The sequence below is a fragment of the Roseinatronobacter alkalisoli genome, assembly GCF_028745735.1.
Classification (GTDB): Bacteria; Pseudomonadota; Alphaproteobacteria; order Rhodobacterales; family Rhodobacteraceae; genus Roseinatronobacter; species Roseinatronobacter alkalisoli.
On record NZ_JAQZSM010000022.1, the window covers coordinates 1 to 18278 of the forward strand.

Here is an 18278-nt window from a genome sequence, read left to right on the forward strand (position 1 = left end):
GCCAGTCGCGCGACCATGCATGTTCATCTGTTCTTCGATGGCCTGCCGCAGATTCTGCACAGTGCGATCCTCGAGGATATCGATCACGACATGCCGTTCGAGATCAACGATAATGGTTCCGTATGTTGGCGACTTTTCCAGCTCCAATCATCTATGCCGATGACTCTTGGCGGCGGGGCGGTGTTGTCCGCAACCTGCTTGAGTTGCCGAAGCACCGTGTCATCGCTGACGCCGACGCCCAAACGGCGCAAGAGCCGTTCGGCAGGCCGCCCACCTGTCGCGTGCCCAAGATGCCTGACAATCTCCCGACACGGGAGGTGCAACGTTCGAATGGACGTGCTATCGAGAGGACATGGTCTGAAAACGTCCGGCGCGGGCAAGCCGAAGCCAAACATCGCCACCGGCAAACCTGGAGTGCCAACGTGACCCTGTCGCCATGTGCAGGGAAATCCTGCAGTCGCCGATGCCGCCATCCGTGACGGCGTCGAGACTGCAATCCAGAGTCTGGGCAGATGCCATTTGGTGTCAGACTGCCCGATACAATCCACCCGCCGGAATCACGTCGCTCAACGCTTTGAACCGACACATCGCTCCCGGGCGACCAATGCTTCTTCGAAATCATGACTATCCCTTCTGAATTTTCCAGTTTCAGGATAGTGGCGCCACACAGAGAGTGACGCAGAACCCAATTAAGGGCTACGCGACACAGGGCTTTGACGCGCCTGGCTGCTTCTCGTAATCCTCGGGTTTCGGCACGCAATCGGTCACAATCGATTTGGAGAACTTTGAGGATTGTCGCGACGGTCACCACTTTCCCATGCCAAAGGTACCAGCGCATTGTCTCGGCAGGCCGCTCGAAGAGTAGTAACAACCCTGAAAAGCCCTTCGATTGCAGGAGCCCTTGCACCGCATTTTCAATGTGCTTGACCCGCATCGAGATATGCCACCAATCCAGTATGTGGGAGACGGGACCTCGAACGGCACGCCGCACTAGGTTTGGCAAGGCTGGCTCGCCGTCTGAAATCACGGTCACCTTGCTTTGGCCATCCCAACCTTGTGCAATCAGGTCATTTCGGAGTTATCTGGCAGGCGACGCAGCGGCTTGTTGAACGAGACCAAATCGTCGGCTCATATTGAGGCTTTCAGCCTTGCCGACCACAACATCAAGGTGCCGTTTCTGGTATTAAGGCCGACATCGTATGTGCGCACCATCCAGGAAAACAGTGGTTGGGGAGGATGCCGCGTCTGTATCCGCGTCTCCTTGACCGTCTTCGTCGAAGCCGAGTTTGTGGGCAATGCGCCCCAAACGATTTCGAATTGTCGTGTTCAACTGAGCCGAACAGGGCAGGAACATTTCGATCAATCGAGCGGCTTCTCGAAACGAGTGCCTCGATCCCAATTCGGCCTGCAGTCGCCGAAGTTCTGGCGTTGCACGATCGGGAAAAAGACCAGCAAGTAGTGATTGCGGCCCATGGGTCTCAATCCCAGCCACCGTTTGGCACGAGCAGCGCCGAATTCTCGGCGACTTCACGCGAAATCGATCGAATAGCGTGTCGAATACGCGGCCTCAATCATCATGGATCGCGCGTCGTCGACCACAGTCGTCGCAGTTCCGGCGAGCGGTCAGCGCGTCATAGATCTGTTCTTGCAGGATCGCTTCCCGCAATCGCCTTAGCAATTGCTTTGCCTCGTCGAGAAGTAGACCAAGGTTCACGGGTCCCAACGCGTCAGGCGCACAGCAGAGCCGACCGATATTGCGCCTACGCGTTTCTCCATCGTCAAACGTCGTCTCAACAAAAATATTTACATCCATGGTGGGTTACGCCTCATTCTGAAACCCTTACCCCAACACGTAGACCACCAAGTTTTGCCCACTCCCCCGCAGGTATTGCATAGCCCTTGGTTCTTTGATCAGTCCCCAGCATTCATATCCTGACTGCGCGTTGCCGGGCGCTGGTCAGGTGGGCGAGAAGGGCGTTTTCTGCGGCCTCCGGATCCCGGCTTTCTATGGCCGCGATGATCGCCAGATGTTCATCCATGACCGAAACGGCCAGCTCTGGTAGCATTCTGGTATCCTCGTTCCGGATCAGCCGGACTTTGATGGCATTGGTACGGTAGATTGTTCTGATCAGGTCATTGCCCAGCATATCGATCATTCGGTCGTGAAAATCCCAGTCGGTTTGCTGCGCCTGTGCTAGAATATCGGGGGTGATGCCCGAAGCGGCCGCCGCACGCGCAGCTTCATGATCAGCGCGCAAGGCAGCGATCTCCGCGTCCGAAACGACGGTTACAAAATGGCGCACGGCCTCGCGTTCCAGCATGATGCGCAGCTGAAATGCATTGCGGATCAGTTCCATATCTACATGCATGACCTGCAACCCACGCTGGGGCACAGATCGGATCAGGCCATCCGCTTCCAGCCGGGGGATCATTTCGCGCACAGCGCCAAGGTTCATCCCGGTCAGGGCAACCAGCTCCCTTTGTGAAATGAACTGTCCCGGTGAAATCTGCCGGGACAGCAAGTTTTCGGTGAAGGCATCATAGGCCAGTTCCCGCAGCTTCATAACGTCCGCTCCCTGTTTCCTGATGTTCAGCCCTTCAGAAACCTTATAGTACTAAGCAAACTTGCGACCAGCGTCGAGTCTGCCTGTTCCAGCGGGGGCCGCGTGCCTGACCAGCCGGGATCGTCGTGCAGGCCGCCGACCAGCGCCTTGACCAAAGGTGTGACGGGGGCCGAAACCACGCGGTCCACAAGAGCGTCCATATCAGGGTCGGCGGCCCCGGTGCGGATTATTTTGTCAACACGGGCGGGCAGAAGGTTGCCCATGCCACTGATCGCGCCAGCCCCGCCAAGGGGGGCGGCGCGCGCAAGCAAACGTTCGTCACCCACAAGAATGGCCAGATCGTCCATCGGCAGCAGGCTTGCGGTGTGATCCCAGTCACCAGCACTGTCTTTGACCCCAAAAATCGTATCGCTGAACCGGTCCTTCAGTTGGCGCACCAGGGGCGCGTCAAAGGCCACCCCCGTAACCTGTGGGATATGGTAGAGGATGATCTGCATGTCGCGCTTTGTCGCGCTGATCAGTCGCGTAACCCATTCGCCCAGCCCCGTTTGCGAAACACCCTTGAAGTAGAAAGGCGGTGCCAGAAGCAGGCGTTCCACGCCGCGGGCCTGTGCCGCCGCGATCTGCGCGCCGGCCGTTTCGAAGTCCGAGGCGACAATTGCGACCGTGATTTTCGCCGACGGCACACCGGCATCTCTCACTGCATCGAGCAAACAGGCCCGGTCGGTCGTTCCCAATGACGCCCCTTCACCCGTGGTACCAAAAAGCGTCAAGCCGTTCAGCCCTTCTTGCATCAGAAACTCTGCATGGGTAGCCGCGCGGTCGGTATCGATCGCACCGTCTGCCGTAAAGGGTGTCACCATCGCGGCGGACAGTCCGAAAAGATGGGCCCGCGGAGCGCGCGCGGTGAGACTGGTGGGCATGATCAGGAATCCTGTTTATACATTCACTGACATGTTAGCGTGTTGACATTAACAGTTCAATTGCTACCTTGTCAGCAATTCGACAAGGGGGGGCTCGTGGATGAACGTCAGATATGATACAATTCCGTCATTGCAGGCGTTTCTCGACGCTTTGCCTGAAGCGGTTCGTTCCACACGCATCGATCCTGTTCCCCCGAGAAATCACAATGACTGGTCTGCGCTGATGCCTGAAGCGCCGGCAGCGCTGTTTTGTCCCCGCACAACCGAGGATATTGCGGTGCTTCTGCGCGCCGCGAATACGCATCGGATTTCTGTTGTGCCGCAAGGCGGTCTGACTGGCCTATGCGGTGGGGCACGTCCGGTATCATCCGGAATAGCACTGTCACTGGAGAAGATGGTCGGCATCGAGGAGATCGATCCTGCCTCGGCCACAATCACCGTTCTTGCGGGAACCCCACTAGAAGTTGTGCAGAACGCCGCTGCCGAGGCAGGACTGTACTTTCCCCTGGATCTCGGGGCGCGGGGATCCTGCACCATCGGAGGTAATGCCAGCACCAACGCGGGGGGGAACAGGGTGATCCGATATGGCCTGATGCGCGATCTCGTGCTGGGGCTTGAAGCGGTGCTGTCCAATGGGACGGTGATTGATGCCACCACCAAGCTGATCAAGAACAACACTGGATACGACCTGCGCCAATTATTTTTAGGGTCTGAAGGCACGCTCGGGATCATCACGCGGCTTGTGCTGCGGCTGCAGCCCGCGCCGGGCTGCACTCATGCTGCGCTTTGCGGTATGGGTGACTATGCGTCTGTCCTGCGTCTTTTAGACGGGGCGCGGCGCAAACTGGGGCCGACGTTGTCCGCCTTCGAAGTAATGTGGCCGGATTATTGGCAGATCGCTTGCGATGTGCCGGGCGTGCGTAGTCCACTAACGCAGCAGCACGTTTTCCGCGTCCTGATCGAAGCGCAGGGCACGAATGAGGCGATCGACAGCGCGCGCTTCACGACCTTTCTCGAAGAGATGTTCGACGACGGAGTGTTGGAGGATGCGGTCCTGTCCCAAAGCCTTTCAGACATCAAGACCTTCTGGGGCGTGCGTGATGCGTGTTCCGAGTTCAAAGTCACACTTGGGCCGCATTTGGCCTATGATGTAGGATTGCCGACTAGGCAGGCAGATGAATTCGCGAAGGCGTGTGCGGCTGCCATCACACAGGCAGTTCCGGGTGGTAAGTCAGTGTTTTATGGCCATGTTGCGGACGGAAATCTGCATCTACTTGCTTGGCTGCCCGGTGCAAAGTACCAACCGGCCAAGGCGTTCGACACTGCCGTCTATTCAACTGTCCGGGAGTTTGGTGGCTCCGTTTCGGCAGAGCACGGCATCGGAACAACCAAGAAGCCGTATCTTGAACATTCCCGCACTGCGCAAGAGATCGCGCTGATGCGTCTGATCAAGACCGCACTGGACCCGAATGGTATCCTTAATCCTGGTAAAGTGATCGACCTATGATGACAGCCCTGAGATTTTTGGAGGTCAATTTCGAGCGTTTTATCCTCGCCGCGATTCTTCTTGCGCTAGTTCTGATCCTGGCCGCGCAGGTTATGTTTCGCTATCTGATCGGGTCACCACTGGTCTGGTCCGAAGAACTGGCAAGATATCTTCTGATCTGGTGCACGTTCATTGGGGTCAGTCTTGCTGTGCGGGAGGGACGCAACATTTCTGTCGATCTGTTGCCAGTTCTGGCGGGTCAGGCGTGGCTTCGGACCTTCGGAGTTGTCGCACTGCTCGGATCTGCGATCTTCTTTGCGTTGATGGTTTGGTATTCTGTCCCTCTGACGCGAAGAATCGCACAGATCGGACAAACATCCCCTGGACTGAACCTGCAGATGTGGATCGTCTATGCTGCGGTGCCAGTCGGTATGGGGCTGGCACTTCTGCGCGCAATTCAAGCCCTATGGAAAATCGCGCGGGGCGGCGAAGTGCCGGGACTGAACGTTATGGCAGATGTAGTGCCTGAGGCCAGCGCTGCAGAAAGGCCGCGCGCATGATCCCAGTCTATGCCCTAGGTTTTTTCCTGCTGGTAATGCTTTTCAGCGTCCCGGTTGCTTTTTCGCTGGGCTTTGCAGCATTTTTGCCGGGATGGATTGGCGCACCGACCAACCCCGGCCAGGTCGTGCGCTCCATCGTAACTGCACTTGACAGTTTTCCACTGCTGGCCGTGCCGCTGTTTATACTTGCAGGTGAGATCATGACGCGGGGCGGATTGGCGAAGCGGCTGTTTTCCTTTGCAGATGCCCTGTTTGGAAGGTTCAGGGGCGGCCTTGCAATGTCCTCGGTTGTGGCCTGCATGTTGTTCGGCGCGATATCGGGAAGTTCTCCTGCGACAGTGGCGGCCATCGGATCTATGGCAATACCGCTTCTTGTGTCCCGGGGCTATGACCTTCGCTTCTCCACTGCGTTGGTTACTGCTGCGGGAACGCTTGGGGTGATCGTCCCACCATCCATACCGATGATCATCTACGGCATGGCGGCTCAGGTCAGTGTCTCGGCGTTATTCATTGGAGGAATCATACCCGCACTGGTTATCGGTTCGCTACTGATGGGCTATGCCCATGTATATGGGCGGCGCAATGCGCATCGGATCACGTCGGATACAGGCCGGGTTTCAGTTCTCTCTGCATTCCGCCGCAGTTTCTGGGCGCTGATGGCCCCGGTATTTGTGTTGGGGGGCATTTATGGCGGAGCTTTCACCCCGACCGAGGCTGCGGCCATCGCCTGCATCTATGGTCTGGTCATTTCAATGCTGGTGTTCCGTGAACTGACAATCCGCGACCTGGGTAGCGTACTGGTAAACACGGCGCTTACCATCGGGCCGATCCTTATCATAGCTGGAACAGGGGCCGCGCTTGGCCGGGTGTTGACGCTTATGCAGGTGCCCGCGACCTTGGGGGAATTTGTCGGGGGGGCGATTGATGAACGACTGATCCTACTGTTGCTGATCAATCTGGTGCTGCTTGGTGTTGGCATGGTGATGGAAACCCTCTCGGCGATCATCGTCCTGACGCCAATTCTGTTGCCGGTGCTGGCACCCTATGGTGTCGATCCCGTTCACTTTGGAATGATCATGGTGGTCAACCTTGCCATTGGCTTTGCCACACCGCCAGTGGGCGTCAATATTTATGTGGCTTCCGGTATCACCAAACTGTCGGTTCTGCAGATATGTCGCGGGCTGTTGGTGCCCATTGCGCTGCTCCTCGTGGGGCTGCTTCTTGTCACCTATGTGCCGGGGCTGACGCTCTGGCTTCCGGGCCTTGCGGGTTGATCCGCGGGGCTTTCACCCCATGAAATGGAGGATTTCATGAAACTCAAGTCCCTTTCCGCAGCAACCCTGCTCGCTTTGGGTACAGCGCTGCCTGTCGTGGCGCAGGAATATACCATGATCCTGGCGCACACGCTCAATGATACAACGCATCCGCTTTATCAGGCCTTCAAAAAGATCGAAGCTGATATCGAAGAGGCCTCGGATGGCCGTATCGACGTTCAGCACCAACCAGGCGGCGCACTGGGCGGTGACCGCGAGTTACTGGAGTCAATGCTGCTGGGCGACATTCAGTTTGTGCCCACGTCAACGTCCGGTGCGGTTCAGTTCGTACCTGAATTCGCGGCCTTTGAAATACCTTACCTGTTTCCGACAGATACAACCCAACTGCGCGCCATATTAAACGATAGCGAGTTCACGACGGCTGTCGAAACAGCGCTCGAATCCCGTGGCATACACTTTGGCAGTTTCTACAATGGTGGGTTCCGGCAACTGACAACATCGACTGTCCCGGTGCGCTCACCTGCTGACATCAAGGACAACAACCTTCGTATCAGGGTTCCCGAAAACCGGTTCTCGGTGGCCACCTGGGAGGCAATAGGCGCCGCGCCGACCCCTATTGCTTTTCCTGAACTCTACGGGGCTTTGCAGCAGGGCGTGGTGGAGGGACAGGAAAATCCCTTCGGTCACATCATCTCGCAGCGTTTCTATGAGGTGCAGAACTATCTGACGACGACCAATCATATTCTCCTGGCCAACGTAAACCTGATCAACAAGGAATGGTATGACGGCCTGCCCGGCGATCTTCAGGCTGTTGTTGATCAGGCTTTGGCTGATGCCGAGACCTTTCAATGGGAACTTCAGGATCAGATGCTGAATGAGCAACGTTCAGCAATCCTCGAGCATATGGAGATTATTGACCTGACTGAGGAGGAACTGTTGCAGTTCCGGGACGCCACGGCATCTTTGCAGGACATGGTGCGCGAGCAGATCGGGGACGAGATGGTCGACACTCTGATCGGGGCCATCGACGCCCAACAATAAGGGGAAGACCATACGCCCCCCCGGGCAGTGCCAATTGCATTGGCCGGGGGTTCTGAACCTGTGACCTTGACCGCGAAGATTGGTTCCGTCGCTACTTTTCAGTTGGGTGGAGAGCAGGCTTGCGCCGGACATAGTTGTGCTGCGAACTGCTGAAATGCAGTCAAGCCGTTGGTGCCCAATTGGCCCTTTCGGATCATGTGCGCGGTCTCGATGCCTTTGAGCGTGGCAGAGACTGAATGAAGCGCTTTGAGGCCCGGCATTCGCCCCGTGCTTCACTTGATGAACCGGTGGTCCTGCGCGCGGGTATTGTTCAGGTATTTGACCTACAGGAGCTTTATGGTTTTTCCGCTGGTGCCAATTGCACGCCGGAAGCGCCGCGCCGCCGGCTTGTTACGGCGCTCAGACCGCATATGCGATAATTTCACGGGCATCGCGAAAGCCCTTCAGGTGCGGCGTTGATGTCGGTTTCTTCATACTTCGCCCTCTAACAAAGTCAGAGCGGCAATCAACTTGCCTATGCTTCAGCAGCCTGGATCGTCCCATGCGCCGGGCGCATTCAGGCGGTCCCATTTCCCTCGTAGTTGCATATCGTCGAGGCTGGCACCTTTGCGTATAGCCCCGCCATTGAACGCGGGGTCAAGGCGTCTGACGGTCTTTGATTTGTGCATCCCTGATCAGCGCGGCCACGCGATAGAACCCATGTGCCATCTTGGAATAGGGCGTGCTGAGGAACAGTGCCAGAACCGCGCCAAGGTGAATCGCCAGCAGCGCTGGAACCGCGTCAGTTCCTGTAAAGGCATAAAGCGCCAAACCGCTGAATCCTGTCAGCCCCAGCAAAAGCACAAAAATCATCTCTGCACCCCAGACAGCGGGGGCACCCAGCCCACGATCTGCCCTGAGCTTGAGCCAGATCAGCCCGGTCGCACCGGCCGTAAGCAGCACACCACCCGGGACGCCAAAAAGTTTCGGCAACGAGAACAGCGGATACGGCGCGTGCATGTCAAAGACATAATGCAGTACCGTACCGCTGGATGTGGAGGCGAAGCACAACAAAAAGCCCCACATCACGGCCTGATGTGCATGGCGGCGGGCATTGCTGAAGCGGTCCTCGTCTTCAAAATTGCAGCCCTGCCCTTGACCGCCCGCAAGGTTGCGCATGCTGGCTGCGCTGCGCCCGGCCTCCAGCAGATGCGCAAGGGTGACGCGCGTACCGCCAACTTCAGCCCAGTAGCGCGTCAGGCCGATGCCGATGGCCGTTAGCGGTAGCAGAAAGGCGGGCAGGAAAATTGCGACCATGGCGGTGTGGGACAGCACAGCATAAAAGCCCTTGCCGCTGGCCGGTTGCAGCGCGGCGGCCGCCCAGAACAGAAGAGCGATGCCGACAACCAGCGCCCCCGCCAGCGCCACGCCCGAGCGATGGAACACCCGCGCCGCAGCCCTGGGCCAGGCGAAGCGTTCCCACGATTCCTGCCGCGCCTCGGCAAGGGCGGCAGGCAGGTTGAGGGCAAATTCATGCGGCTCGACATACTGGCAGGCATAATAGCAGCCGCGGCAGTTGTGACAGAGGTTGGCGAGCTGCGTGATGTCGCCGGAGGCAAAGGTGCGTTCCTTGAACATCGCCGGGAAGACCGAACAATAGCCCTCGCAATAGCGGCAGGCGTTGCAGATATCGACCTGCCGTGCGGCCTCGGTAAGGATCGGTGTGTCAAGCGACATGGGAAGCGGCCTCCTGTCCTGCAATACGGCCAAAGACCGTGCCGATGGTCATGCCGAACCCGGCAAGGTATCCTTGGCCCAGTATCGAACCGGCCATGATCTCGCCCGCCGCCCACAGATTGGCGAACGGCCCATCGGCACCATAGACACGGGCGGTTTCATCGACCTTGAGGCCCAGATAGGTGAAGGTCACGCCGGGGCGCAGGCTGTAGCCATAGAACGGGGGCTGGGTGATCGGGCGGGCCCAGTTGGTCTTGGGCGGGTCCAGCCCCTCGGTTGCCAGCCCGTCCAGTTCAGTCGGATGAAAGCTGCCGTCCGGGTCGGTCGGGCAAGCTGCGTTGAAGCTGTCGACGGTCGCTTTCAGCGTCTCGCCGGGAAGGCCAAGTCGGCGCGCCAGATCTTTGATCGTATCGGCCTTGATCGGCGGGAAGACCGACGGCATGAACAGTTCAAGCGACTGCGAGTCGATGATCGAATAGCCCACCTGTTCAGGCTGGGCGGCAACCAGACGCCCCCAGATGGCGTAGCGCTTTGGCCAGACATCTTCACCCTCGTCGTAGAACCGCGCGCCTTGATTGTTGACCACGATAGAGAAGGGCACACAATCCAGTCGGGTGACGATGCCGCCGTCGAATTTTGGCGCACGCCCGTCGATGGCGACGGCGTGGCACTGTGTCGGATCGCCAACGCTTTCGGCACCTTGATCCAGCATGTCCCTGAGAACAACGCCGCGGTTATAGGGTGTGCCACGGATCAGAAAGTTGCGCGCCGAGGGGCCCCAGGCGCGGCAAAGCCAATCGATATCACCCTGAAACCCGCCCGAAGCGAGGACGAACGCACGCGCTTGCAGGGTAGCGGTTTCACCTTTGCTGCGAACATCCACGCCGGTCACCCGGTTACCATCGAGATGTATATGCGTCACTTCGGCGTCATACAGTACCGTGACACCCAGGTTTTCTGCGGTGCGGTAATAGGCGTTTACCAATGCCTTGCCTCCCCCCAGAAAGAACGCATTGGTCCGACTAAGCGACAGCGTGCCCGACAGCGACGGCTGGAAGCGCACGCCATGTGCCTCCATCCATGGTAGGCATTTCTCGGATTCCCGGATACACATGCGCGCCAGATGCCGGTCTGTTTTACCATTTACCACGCGCATCAGGTCGTCGAAATACTCATCCTCAGTGTAACTACCGGTCAGAACCGACAACGGCCCCTGATGCATGCAGCGAAAGTTGCGGGTGTGGCGTGAATTACCCCCGCGATAAACCTTGGGCGCGCTTTCCAGCAGGAGGACACTGCACCCCTTTTCGGCCCCCTCGATGGCCGCGCAAAGTGCGGCATTGCCACCGCCGACAACGATCAGGTCATAGGGTTCAGACATTATGGAAATCAGGCTCCTGCGGTTTGGCCTCGCGCAGCTGACGTAGCCGGGCTGCGTGCGCGCGCTGTATGTGGCGGCGCATGGTGTGCTCGGCCTCGTCCTCGTCACGGGCTTTCAGCGCCGATATGATGGCAAGGTGTTCTGTCACTGCGACTTCGGCGCGGTCCGGATCCTCCATGGTGGACCGGCCTAGAACCAGCAAGGTTTTCTGCACCGCCAGTACTGCGCGCAGAAGAAAGCGGTTGCGCGCTGCGTTCATGATTGCGGCGTGGAAATTCTGGTTCTGGTGATAGCGTTCCTCAGATGTTTTGGCATCCATCATGGCACTCTGAATCGCTTCGATCTCCTCAAGCTCAACAGCAGACGCGGCGCGGGCGGCGAACCGGGCCGACGTGCTTTCGAGCACGGCGCGCATCTCATACAGCTCAGATATTTCAGAGCGGTCAAGTGCGCGGATCGTGATGCCCAGGCGCGGAGTGTGAACCACCAACCCCTCGGTTCCAAGCTGGTGGATCGCCTCGCGGACCGGCGTGCGCGACATGCCGAAACGCTCTGCGAGCTCGGCTTCTATCAGACGATCCCCGGGTGTCAGAGCGCCTGCGCGTATGTCGTGCACAATTCGCATATAGGCATTCTGCCCTGGCGGAAGGTCGGCCTTTTGATGCGTGGCACTGGGGGTTGTCATGGCACCTGTTTCCGTTGTGTCAGCCATGGATACATTTGCATACGATTGGATGCAATATGAAAATTCCGGGCAACATTGGCTTTCATTTGCCCAATTTAGGCTTTGGCGATGCTTCATCTTCTGCGTAGTTTTACCAGCCTGGGCGTGACGCTTTACGCATACCACTGATCAAAATGCGCGTATGCGTGTTACACCGTGCCCGCGATAGCCGCGGACCGCTACCGCAAGCACCGGTCAGATGCCGTTCGCACAACGGCCTGATTGAGGGGCTTCATTAAAGGTGTGGCTGTCACAGGGATTGCCAGGCACGACGTGCGCGCCGGCAATTGGTCAGGACTCGTTCTTGTTTCATAACCAGAACATCACGATGGCAGCGAGGGCTATGGCCGAAAGGAAGACCTTCGGGCTTCGGTCATGTCGGGTTGAACCCTTCGCCAGTCCTTCAGTTAACCGAACATGATCTCGATCCTGTTACGGCGCTTGTCGTATTTGAAGGCCTTCCCCGGAGCATTCCGGCCCGGGATATAAGGCTTTATCCGCTTGTCCCCCATCGCTTCCAGCGGTTGTAGAGCCTGAAGCACAAGATCAATGGGTCCAGACCCTAATCCTGCGCAATCGCACGGTTCAGTTCCAGCATCTCTGACATTGCTTTGCGAGCAGCTTCGTGATCGCGGGCTGCGATGGCATCGGCCACTGCGATGTGTCCCTCGCGGCTAACCTTTTCGTTGTCGGGGTTCACCACGCCGAATTCATAGGATATCCGAAGCATAGTCAAGATGATCTGGCGCAACTGGCGCATGACGTTGTTTCTGGTCATGTCAAGTAATGTGACGTGAAACTGGCAGTCAGCCGCGAACAATGTCTCGACATCCACCTGGCCCGGATGAATGGCATGTGCAGCCGCCTGTAGAATCTTCACCTGTTCGTCGGTTCCTCGCTGGGCGGCGAGCGCCGCCGCAGCCGGTTCGAGTACGGTGCGCAATTCCGTTGTTTCTGCAAATATCTGTTTGATGCGTGGGTGCGACGGATCGTGCCAGGAAACAACGTCACCGTCCAGAAAGTTCCATTCCTCGATTGATCGGACCCGCGTTCCATAGCGGCGCGCGGTGCGTAAAAGTCCTTTACCCGACAGCACTTTCACCGCGTCCCGCACAGTGGCCCGGCTAACCCCCAATGAGTCCGCCAGTTCTTCTTCAGTCGGCATCACCTCATCGGGGGAATATACATCATTGGTGATGCGTTTCCCCAGAGTTTCGACAGACCGCTTGGCCACGCCTGTTGGCAGCGAAGACATGAATTCCGTCGGTATCCTGAGGTCGAGATGTCGGCGCGGCGGGTTTTCAATGGTCTTGCGCATGGTATCCACTTCCCCAATTTTTCTTTACATATGATCTAGAGTGAGTCATCGTCTGATCTATGTAGCGCCACCCGGCCTGCACTGGCAACGCTCTGGCAACAAAAACAACACTATTTGCCAGCGATCCCAGATCGAACGGAGGAGGAGGAACAATGAACATGAGAAGTGCAATCTGCGCCGCTGCCCTGGCCGCCGCAACTTTCGCTTTCGGTGCGACCTACGCGGATGCCACCGAGATCAAATTTGGCATCGGCATTCCTGAAGGGGACTTCCCGGAATATAATGCCCTTGTGCGCTTTAAGGAATACGTAGAGTTCAAGACCAATGGCGAACTGACCGTGCGGCTTTTCCCCAATAACCAGCTTGGTGGGGAACGCGAGATGATCGAGATGGTCCAGCAAGGCAGTCTTGAACTCAGCTTTCCCGCAGACGGCGCCATGAGTGGGTTTTATGCTCCGATGCAGGTCTGGTCGATTCCTTACCTGTTTGAATCCGCGCCAGTGGCATGGAGGGTGCTGGAAAGCGAATTCGCGGAGAATATGAAAGATGATATTCTGAGACAGACCGGAATTCGTGCGTTGGCGTTTTCGCAAAACGGCTTCCGGTCCTTCACCAACAATATCCGCCCGCTGATCAACCCCGAAGACATGGGCGGCCTTAAAATCCGCACCATGGAAAGCCCCGTCTACATGGAACTGGTGAATTCGCTGGGCGCGACCGCGGTGCCGATCAGCGGTGCTGAAGTGGTCATGGCGCTGCGTCAAGGCGTGGTCGACGGACAGGAAAACCCGCCAGCCGTGGTTTACGGAGGTGGCCATGGTGAGGTTCAGAAATACTATACCCTCAATGAACACACCTTTGGCCTGCATGTCATTATTGCCAATGACGATTGGTTCAATTCGCTGGAACCAGGCCATCAGCAGGTTATTCAGGACGCGGCACTTCTGATGGCGTGGACAGAGAACCTTCAGAAAACCGAAGGGGATTGGCGCTTCAGCCGCCAGTTGGCAGAGGAACTGGGGATGGAAATCCATGTGTCGACCCCAGAACAAAAGGCAGCCTTCAAGGAGATCACACAGCCCGCTGTGCTGGAGTTTATCCGCAGCAATGTCGGCGACGAACTGGTCGATGATCTGATTTCAACGGTCGACGCTGCAAAGGCCTCCCTTTACGGAAATTGATCATATCCAGCCCGTGGCCTTGTCATTCTGTCGTAGGCAGGCCACGGGCACCTTCTGCCTGACTTTCCTCTGAACATTGCGGCCCGCGCGGCCAAACTAACGCATGGGTTAAGACATGACGCGTATTGCCACAAGCGCCGCCCGGCTACTTGCGAGAAGCACAGAAGTAATTGCGGCGCTGCTGTTGATGGCAGTAACGGTGCTGAACCTGACACAGGTTGGCGGGCGCTATTTCTTCAGCACAGGTTTCAGTTGGACCGAAGAAGTCATGCGATATTCGATGATCTGGCTGATGATGCTGGGCAGCGTCGCATGTATCTTCAGGGTCGAACACATGGGGATCGAAGCGCTGGAAGGGCTGGTCAACCCGAAGCTCGTCCGTTTTGTGAAGTCGGCCTTGTATTCGGTCGCCGCAATTTTTTGTGTCGTAATCATCTATTATGGTCTGCCGCTGGCAATGCGCAATGCGGCGCAGACCGCGCCTGCCTCTGGAATTCCGATGATCATCCCTTACTCGGCATTGCCTGTCGGGGCGGCCCTTATGCTGGTGCAAATTGCGTTAAGCTGGCTTTCCGGTTTTGAACCTGATGACGGTGGCGCGGCCAATAACCACATGCATGGGGCAAACACCGGCAAAAACGGGGTTGGCCAATGATCTGGGTCGCAATTCTGGGGCTTGGCCTGCTGTTCATCGGTATCCCCGTCGCATTCGCAATCGGCCTTGCCGGTATGCTTGGGGTCTGGCTGGCGGGCATCCCGTTGTCAGTCACTGCGACGCGGCTGTTCACCGGGGTGGACAGTTTCATCTTTCTTGCTGTGCCCTTCTACATTCTAGCGGCCGAAATCATGGGTCAGGGCGGCATTACCGCGCGTCTGATCTCAATTGCATCGTCGGCGACAAGCTGGCTGCGCGGAGGCACCGCTTATGCCAATATCGGAACCTCGGTCCTGTTTGCGGGAATTTCCGGTTCGGCAGTGGCAGATGCTGCAGCCTTGGGGCGCGTATTCACGGAAGAAATGCCGAAGGAAGGCTATACAAAGGAATATTCAGCCGCAGTCACCGCGGCCTCTTCAATAGTCGGACCGATCATTCCACCATCAGGGCTGGCCATCATCATGGCCGCTGTGACGGGCCTTTCAGTCATCGACCTGTTTCTGGCGGGCATCCTGCCAGGCCTGCTGCTAGGGGGTGCTTGCGCGGGGGTTGTTGCGATAGATGCGTTTCGCAAGCGCGTGCCAAAACCGCGGCGCATGATGTTCAACCGCGAAGGTGCAGTGCGCATGATCATTGAGGCGGTTGCGGTTTTGACCCTCCCGGTCATCATCATCGGTGGCATGCTTGCCGGCATCTACACGGCCACAGAAGGAGGCGGAATCGCTGTAGCCTATGCAATTTTCCTGTCCATGGTCGTGTTTCGTGTGATGGATATGAAAGGGTTGTGGCGGGCGTTCTTGCGCGCGGCGCGGACATCGGCCACCATCTATCTGCTTGTTGCGGCCGCAACCATCCTGTCCTACGCACTGAACCTTTTGGGAATCGCATCCTGGGTTTCATCAGCCGCCAGAGTGTTCGAGCATAGTCCTTTGCTGTTTTTGTTCGCCGTGGCGGTCCTGATGCTGATCCTTGGCACGTTTCTGGATATCGGTGCCGCAATCCTTATCTTCGCGCCATTGCTGATGCCGGTGGTATATCAGCTTGGCATTGACCCTATGCAGGCGGCCATGGTGATCATGCTGACCTTGGCGATGGGCCTTGTCACGCCCCCTGTCGGGGTGGTGCTGTTTGTCATGATGCGCGTCGGCCGTGTGCGGATGTATCCATTGATCCGCGCCCTGGTGCCGTTTTTGCTGGCACAACTGGCGGCCATTGGTCTCGTTTGCCTTATTCCGGGCATTTCAAGCTATCTGCCCAATCTTTTAAACTAACGCCCCGCAAGACACGGGCTTTTCGCAAGCCAAGAGGACTTCATGAAAATTACCAGCATCAGCACTGTGGTTGTAAACGCCATTCACCGGAACTGGGTATTTGTGAAAGTTCAGACAGACCAGCCCGGCCTTCACGGCTGGGGAGAAGCAACGTTGGAATGGAAGACCCGCGCGGTTCTTGGCGCGGTGGAAGATCTGGCTCAGTTTGTCATTGGCGCAGACCCGCGCCGGATTGAACATATCTTCAGCAAGATGACCAAATTCAGCTTCTGGCCCCTTGGGTCGATTGGCATGACGGCTGTATCCGCCATCGATCAGGCGCTTTGGGACATCAAGGCCAAGGATCTAGGTGTGCCGGCGTGGCAACTTCTGGGCGGGCAGGTGCGCGAAAAGGTCAGGGTCTATACCCATATGCGCCGCGCCCGCATCGGTGCGCAGGTCGGGACTGCCGATATCGGCGCGTTCTGCGATGCGGTTCAGGAAACCGTTGAAATGGGGTATAATGCCGTTAAGCTGGGGTTCGTGCCTTATTCAGGATACGAGGCTCCGCTGCCGGATCTGCTGCATGTCGAAAAGCTGGCGCAGGCGGTACGCGAAAGGGTCGGCCCCGATGTTGCCATCATGACGGATTTTCACGGGCGTCCCGCATCGCCCGAAGTCGCGAAGGCCTATATCGATGTCATTGCCCCGATCAGCCCGCTTTTCGTCGAAGAGCCGATTCAGCCGGGCAACGCAATTGCAATGGCGGACCTTGCGCGGCGGGTTAATTGTCCGCTTGCTACGGGCGAACGGTTATTCACGCCACGTGAATTTGCCGAGCTTGCCGAACACAGGGCGGTTGCACATATCCAGCCTGATCTAAGCCATTGTGGCGGTTTGACCGGCGGGCGCAAGATTGCCGCCATAGCCGAGGCAGGACAGATGGGTATCGCGCCACATAACCCTATGGGGCCTGTCGCGGGTGCGGTCGCGCTACACTTCGATGCGGCGACACCAAATTTTGTCATTCAGGAAGAAGCTGTCGGGCTGGTGCCATGGTTTGACGAAATTTTCTCACATCCCATGCGTCTTGTGCAGGGATATTGGGAGATCCCCGATGGTCTCGGCTTTGGTGTTGAAATAAACGAAGCTGCGGCCGCCCGCCACCCCTTCAAGCCAGAGATTGTACCCGCGTTGGAGGCGCTGCTACCTGACGGTACGATCGCGAATTGGTGATGGTTAAAGCGTTTCGGAAGATCCGTGAATCCTGGGTTTTCCAAGCCTTCGAATTTATGCTTCATCATGTTTGAGAGAATGGATCATGTCAGCTCCTTCGCCGGTCGCACTATGCAGATAACGAAGTAGCAGCTGTATTCTTCAGGCAGTTTGAGCGGTCCATTTCTGGCGAGCTTTGCACATTGCGTTTGCGATTGTGATGAGCTTGCGTGCGACAGCCGTGATGAAGACCTTATGTGGTTTTCCGGCGGCGCGAAGACGGTCGGAGAAGACCTTCAGGACTGGATTGTGATAGCTGGCGACGAGTGCGGCTTGGAACATCACATGCCGCAACAAGCGCCGTCCACCTGCAATGGCGCGCTTGCCGCGCATAGCGCCACTGTCCTGTGCGATGGGCGCGAGGCCAGTGAGTGCTGCGGCCTGTTCCCCGAGATTTGGCCGAGCTCGGGCATTTCGGCAATCAGCATGGTGCTGGCGACCGGGCCGATCCCAGGGACAGACCGCAGAATGTCCGCAGTCGCGGCAAGCTCTTCATCCGAGGCGATAGTCTGCTTTATCTGCGCGTCCAGCGCTGCAATCTGGTGATCGAGAAGGCCTTTCAGCTCGGCATCCATGGCTTCAAACATATCTGCCGATCCCAGTTTTCCATGCGCCATGAGACAGCAGTCGGACGCTTTTTTACTTGGGCCTTTACCGCAATCAAGGGGGAATACTTTACCACCCAACGGTTCAATGTCGCGTGGTCAACATCGACCCCACGCTCCTGCATAATCTCTTCAAGATCGCGATAGGAAACAGGGTAGCGCAGATAGAAAAACACCGCGAACAGGATTACCCGATTTCAGATAATGTGCGCCTTTGAAATCTATCATTGTGCCATCCAAGCATCGGTGCGAGCACATCTCCGAACGCGATGCATCCGCGGCGCAAACAGAAAACCAAAAAACTTTGCGACAAAACCTATCTACA

At 57.4% G+C, this 18278-nt stretch carries 17 protein-coding genes and 4 pseudogenes; 8 read left to right on the forward strand and 13 right to left on the reverse strand.

The window, feature by feature from the left end:
- Positions 1–151: 151 nt before the first annotated feature.
- From PUT78_RS23835 to PUT78_RS17735, 4 genes and pseudogenes are all read right to left on the reverse strand, one after another.
- Positions 152–622 carry a transposase family protein gene (locus PUT78_RS23835; protein ID WP_420793518.1) on the reverse strand — a complete coding sequence of 157 codons (471 nt, stop codon included), beginning with the start codon at positions 620–622 and terminating at the stop codon, positions 152–154.
- 78 nt (positions 623–700) lie between these two features.
- Positions 701–1813 (reverse strand): annotated as a pseudogene (locus PUT78_RS17725) (ISKra4 family transposase); the annotation flags it as partial.
- A gap of 112 nt (positions 1814–1925) precedes the next feature.
- Positions 1926–2564, reverse strand: a complete 639-nt coding sequence (locus PUT78_RS17730; protein ID WP_274353612.1) for a GntR family transcriptional regulator — start codon at positions 2562–2564, stop codon at positions 1926–1928.
- Positions 2565–2590: 26 nt separating this feature from the next.
- Positions 2591–3487 carry a dihydrodipicolinate synthase family protein gene (locus tag PUT78_RS17735; RefSeq protein WP_274353613.1) on the reverse strand — a complete coding sequence of 299 codons (897 nt, stop codon included), beginning with the start codon at positions 3485–3487 and terminating at the stop codon, positions 2591–2593.
- Between the two features lie 100 nt (positions 3488–3587).
- On the opposite strand from PUT78_RS17735, the gene PUT78_RS17740 reads away from it, so the two are divergent.
- Genes PUT78_RS17740 through PUT78_RS17755 form a run of 4 tightly spaced genes read left to right on the forward strand, consistent with a single transcriptional unit; the run spans position 3588 to position 7848 of the window.
- Positions 3588–4994, forward strand: a complete 1407-nt coding sequence (locus tag PUT78_RS17740) for an FAD-binding oxidoreductase (RefSeq protein WP_274353614.1) — start codon at positions 3588–3590, stop codon at positions 4992–4994.
- A complete protein-coding gene (locus tag PUT78_RS17745) occupies positions 4991–5533 on the forward strand; it encodes a TRAP transporter small permease (RefSeq protein WP_274353615.1) in 543 nt (180 codons plus the stop codon). Before PUT78_RS17740 ends, PUT78_RS17745 begins: the two co-directional genes overlap by 4 nt.
- Positions 5530–6807: a TRAP transporter large permease gene (locus PUT78_RS17750; RefSeq protein WP_274353616.1), complete on the forward strand. Its 1278-nt coding sequence runs from the start codon at positions 5530–5532 to the stop codon at positions 6805–6807. Before PUT78_RS17745 ends, PUT78_RS17750 begins: the two co-directional genes overlap by 4 nt.
- Before the next feature lie 36 nt (positions 6808–6843).
- The gene (locus PUT78_RS17755) at positions 6844–7848 is read left to right on the forward strand and encodes a TRAP transporter substrate-binding protein (protein ID WP_274353617.1); all 1005 of its coding nucleotides are present in this window, start codon (positions 6844–6846) and stop codon (positions 7846–7848) included.
- 98 nt (positions 7849–7946) lie between these two features.
- Here the strand turns inward: PUT78_RS17755 and PUT78_RS17760 are convergent.
- From PUT78_RS17760 to PUT78_RS17785, 6 genes and pseudogenes are all read right to left on the reverse strand, one after another.
- Positions 7947–8171, reverse strand: a pseudogene (locus PUT78_RS17760) (hypothetical protein); the annotation flags it as partial.
- Between the two features lie 313 nt (positions 8172–8484).
- A complete protein-coding gene (tcuB, locus tag PUT78_RS17765) occupies positions 8485–9564 on the reverse strand; it encodes a tricarballylate utilization 4Fe-4S protein TcuB (RefSeq protein WP_274353618.1) in 1080 nt (359 codons plus the stop codon).
- Positions 9554–10945: an FAD-dependent tricarballylate dehydrogenase TcuA gene (gene tcuA, locus PUT78_RS17770; protein WP_274353619.1), complete on the reverse strand. Its 1392-nt coding sequence runs from the start codon at positions 10943–10945 to the stop codon at positions 9554–9556. Before tcuA ends, tcuB begins: the two co-directional genes overlap by 11 nt.
- Positions 10938–11630 carry a GntR family transcriptional regulator gene (locus PUT78_RS17775; protein ID WP_274353620.1) on the reverse strand — a complete coding sequence of 231 codons (693 nt, stop codon included), beginning with the start codon at positions 11628–11630 and terminating at the stop codon, positions 10938–10940. Before PUT78_RS17775 ends, tcuA begins: the two co-directional genes overlap by 8 nt.
- A 348-nt stretch (positions 11631–11978) precedes the next feature.
- A pseudogene (locus PUT78_RS17780) lies at positions 11979–12187 on the reverse strand (transposase); the annotation flags it as partial.
- A gap of 44 nt (positions 12188–12231) precedes the next feature.
- Positions 12232–12987, reverse strand: a complete 756-nt coding sequence (locus tag PUT78_RS17785; RefSeq protein ID WP_274353621.1) for a FadR/GntR family transcriptional regulator — start codon at positions 12985–12987, stop codon at positions 12232–12234.
- Positions 12988–13139: 152 nt separating this feature from the next.
- Between PUT78_RS17785 and PUT78_RS17790 the strand changes: the two genes are divergently transcribed.
- From PUT78_RS17790 to PUT78_RS17805, 4 genes are all read left to right on the forward strand, one after another.
- The gene (locus tag PUT78_RS17790; RefSeq protein WP_274353622.1) at positions 13140–14168 is read left to right on the forward strand and encodes a DctP family TRAP transporter solute-binding subunit; all 1029 of its coding nucleotides are present in this window, start codon (positions 13140–13142) and stop codon (positions 14166–14168) included.
- Between the two features lie 115 nt (positions 14169–14283).
- Positions 14284–14823, forward strand: coding sequence for a TRAP transporter small permease (locus tag PUT78_RS17795; RefSeq protein ID WP_274353623.1), 540 nt, complete (start codon positions 14284–14286; stop codon positions 14821–14823).
- The gene (locus tag PUT78_RS17800; RefSeq protein ID WP_274353624.1) at positions 14820–16094 is read left to right on the forward strand and encodes a TRAP transporter large permease; all 1275 of its coding nucleotides are present in this window, start codon (positions 14820–14822) and stop codon (positions 16092–16094) included. The genes PUT78_RS17795 and PUT78_RS17800 overlap by 4 nt, the downstream gene beginning before the upstream one ends.
- 42 nt (positions 16095–16136) lie before the next feature.
- Positions 16137–17309: an enolase C-terminal domain-like protein gene (locus PUT78_RS17805; RefSeq protein ID WP_274353625.1), complete on the forward strand. Its 1173-nt coding sequence runs from the start codon at positions 16137–16139 to the stop codon at positions 17307–17309.
- Between the two features lie 141 nt (positions 17310–17450).
- Here the strand turns inward: PUT78_RS17805 and PUT78_RS23840 are convergent, their stop codons facing one another.
- From PUT78_RS23840 to PUT78_RS17815, 3 genes and pseudogenes are all read right to left on the reverse strand, one after another.
- On the reverse strand, positions 17451–17681 hold the full coding sequence (locus PUT78_RS23840; protein ID WP_420793517.1) for a hypothetical protein: 231 nt from the start codon (positions 17679–17681) through the stop codon (positions 17451–17453).
- On the reverse strand, positions 17630–17935 hold the full coding sequence (locus PUT78_RS17810; protein WP_274353626.1) for a hypothetical protein: 306 nt from the start codon (positions 17933–17935) through the stop codon (positions 17630–17632). The genes PUT78_RS23840 and PUT78_RS17810 overlap by 52 nt, the downstream gene beginning before the upstream one ends.
- Before the next feature lie 17 nt (positions 17936–17952).
- A pseudogene (locus PUT78_RS17815) lies at positions 17953–18181 on the reverse strand (IS6 family transposase); the annotation flags it as partial.
- Positions 18182–18278 lie beyond the last annotated feature (97 nt).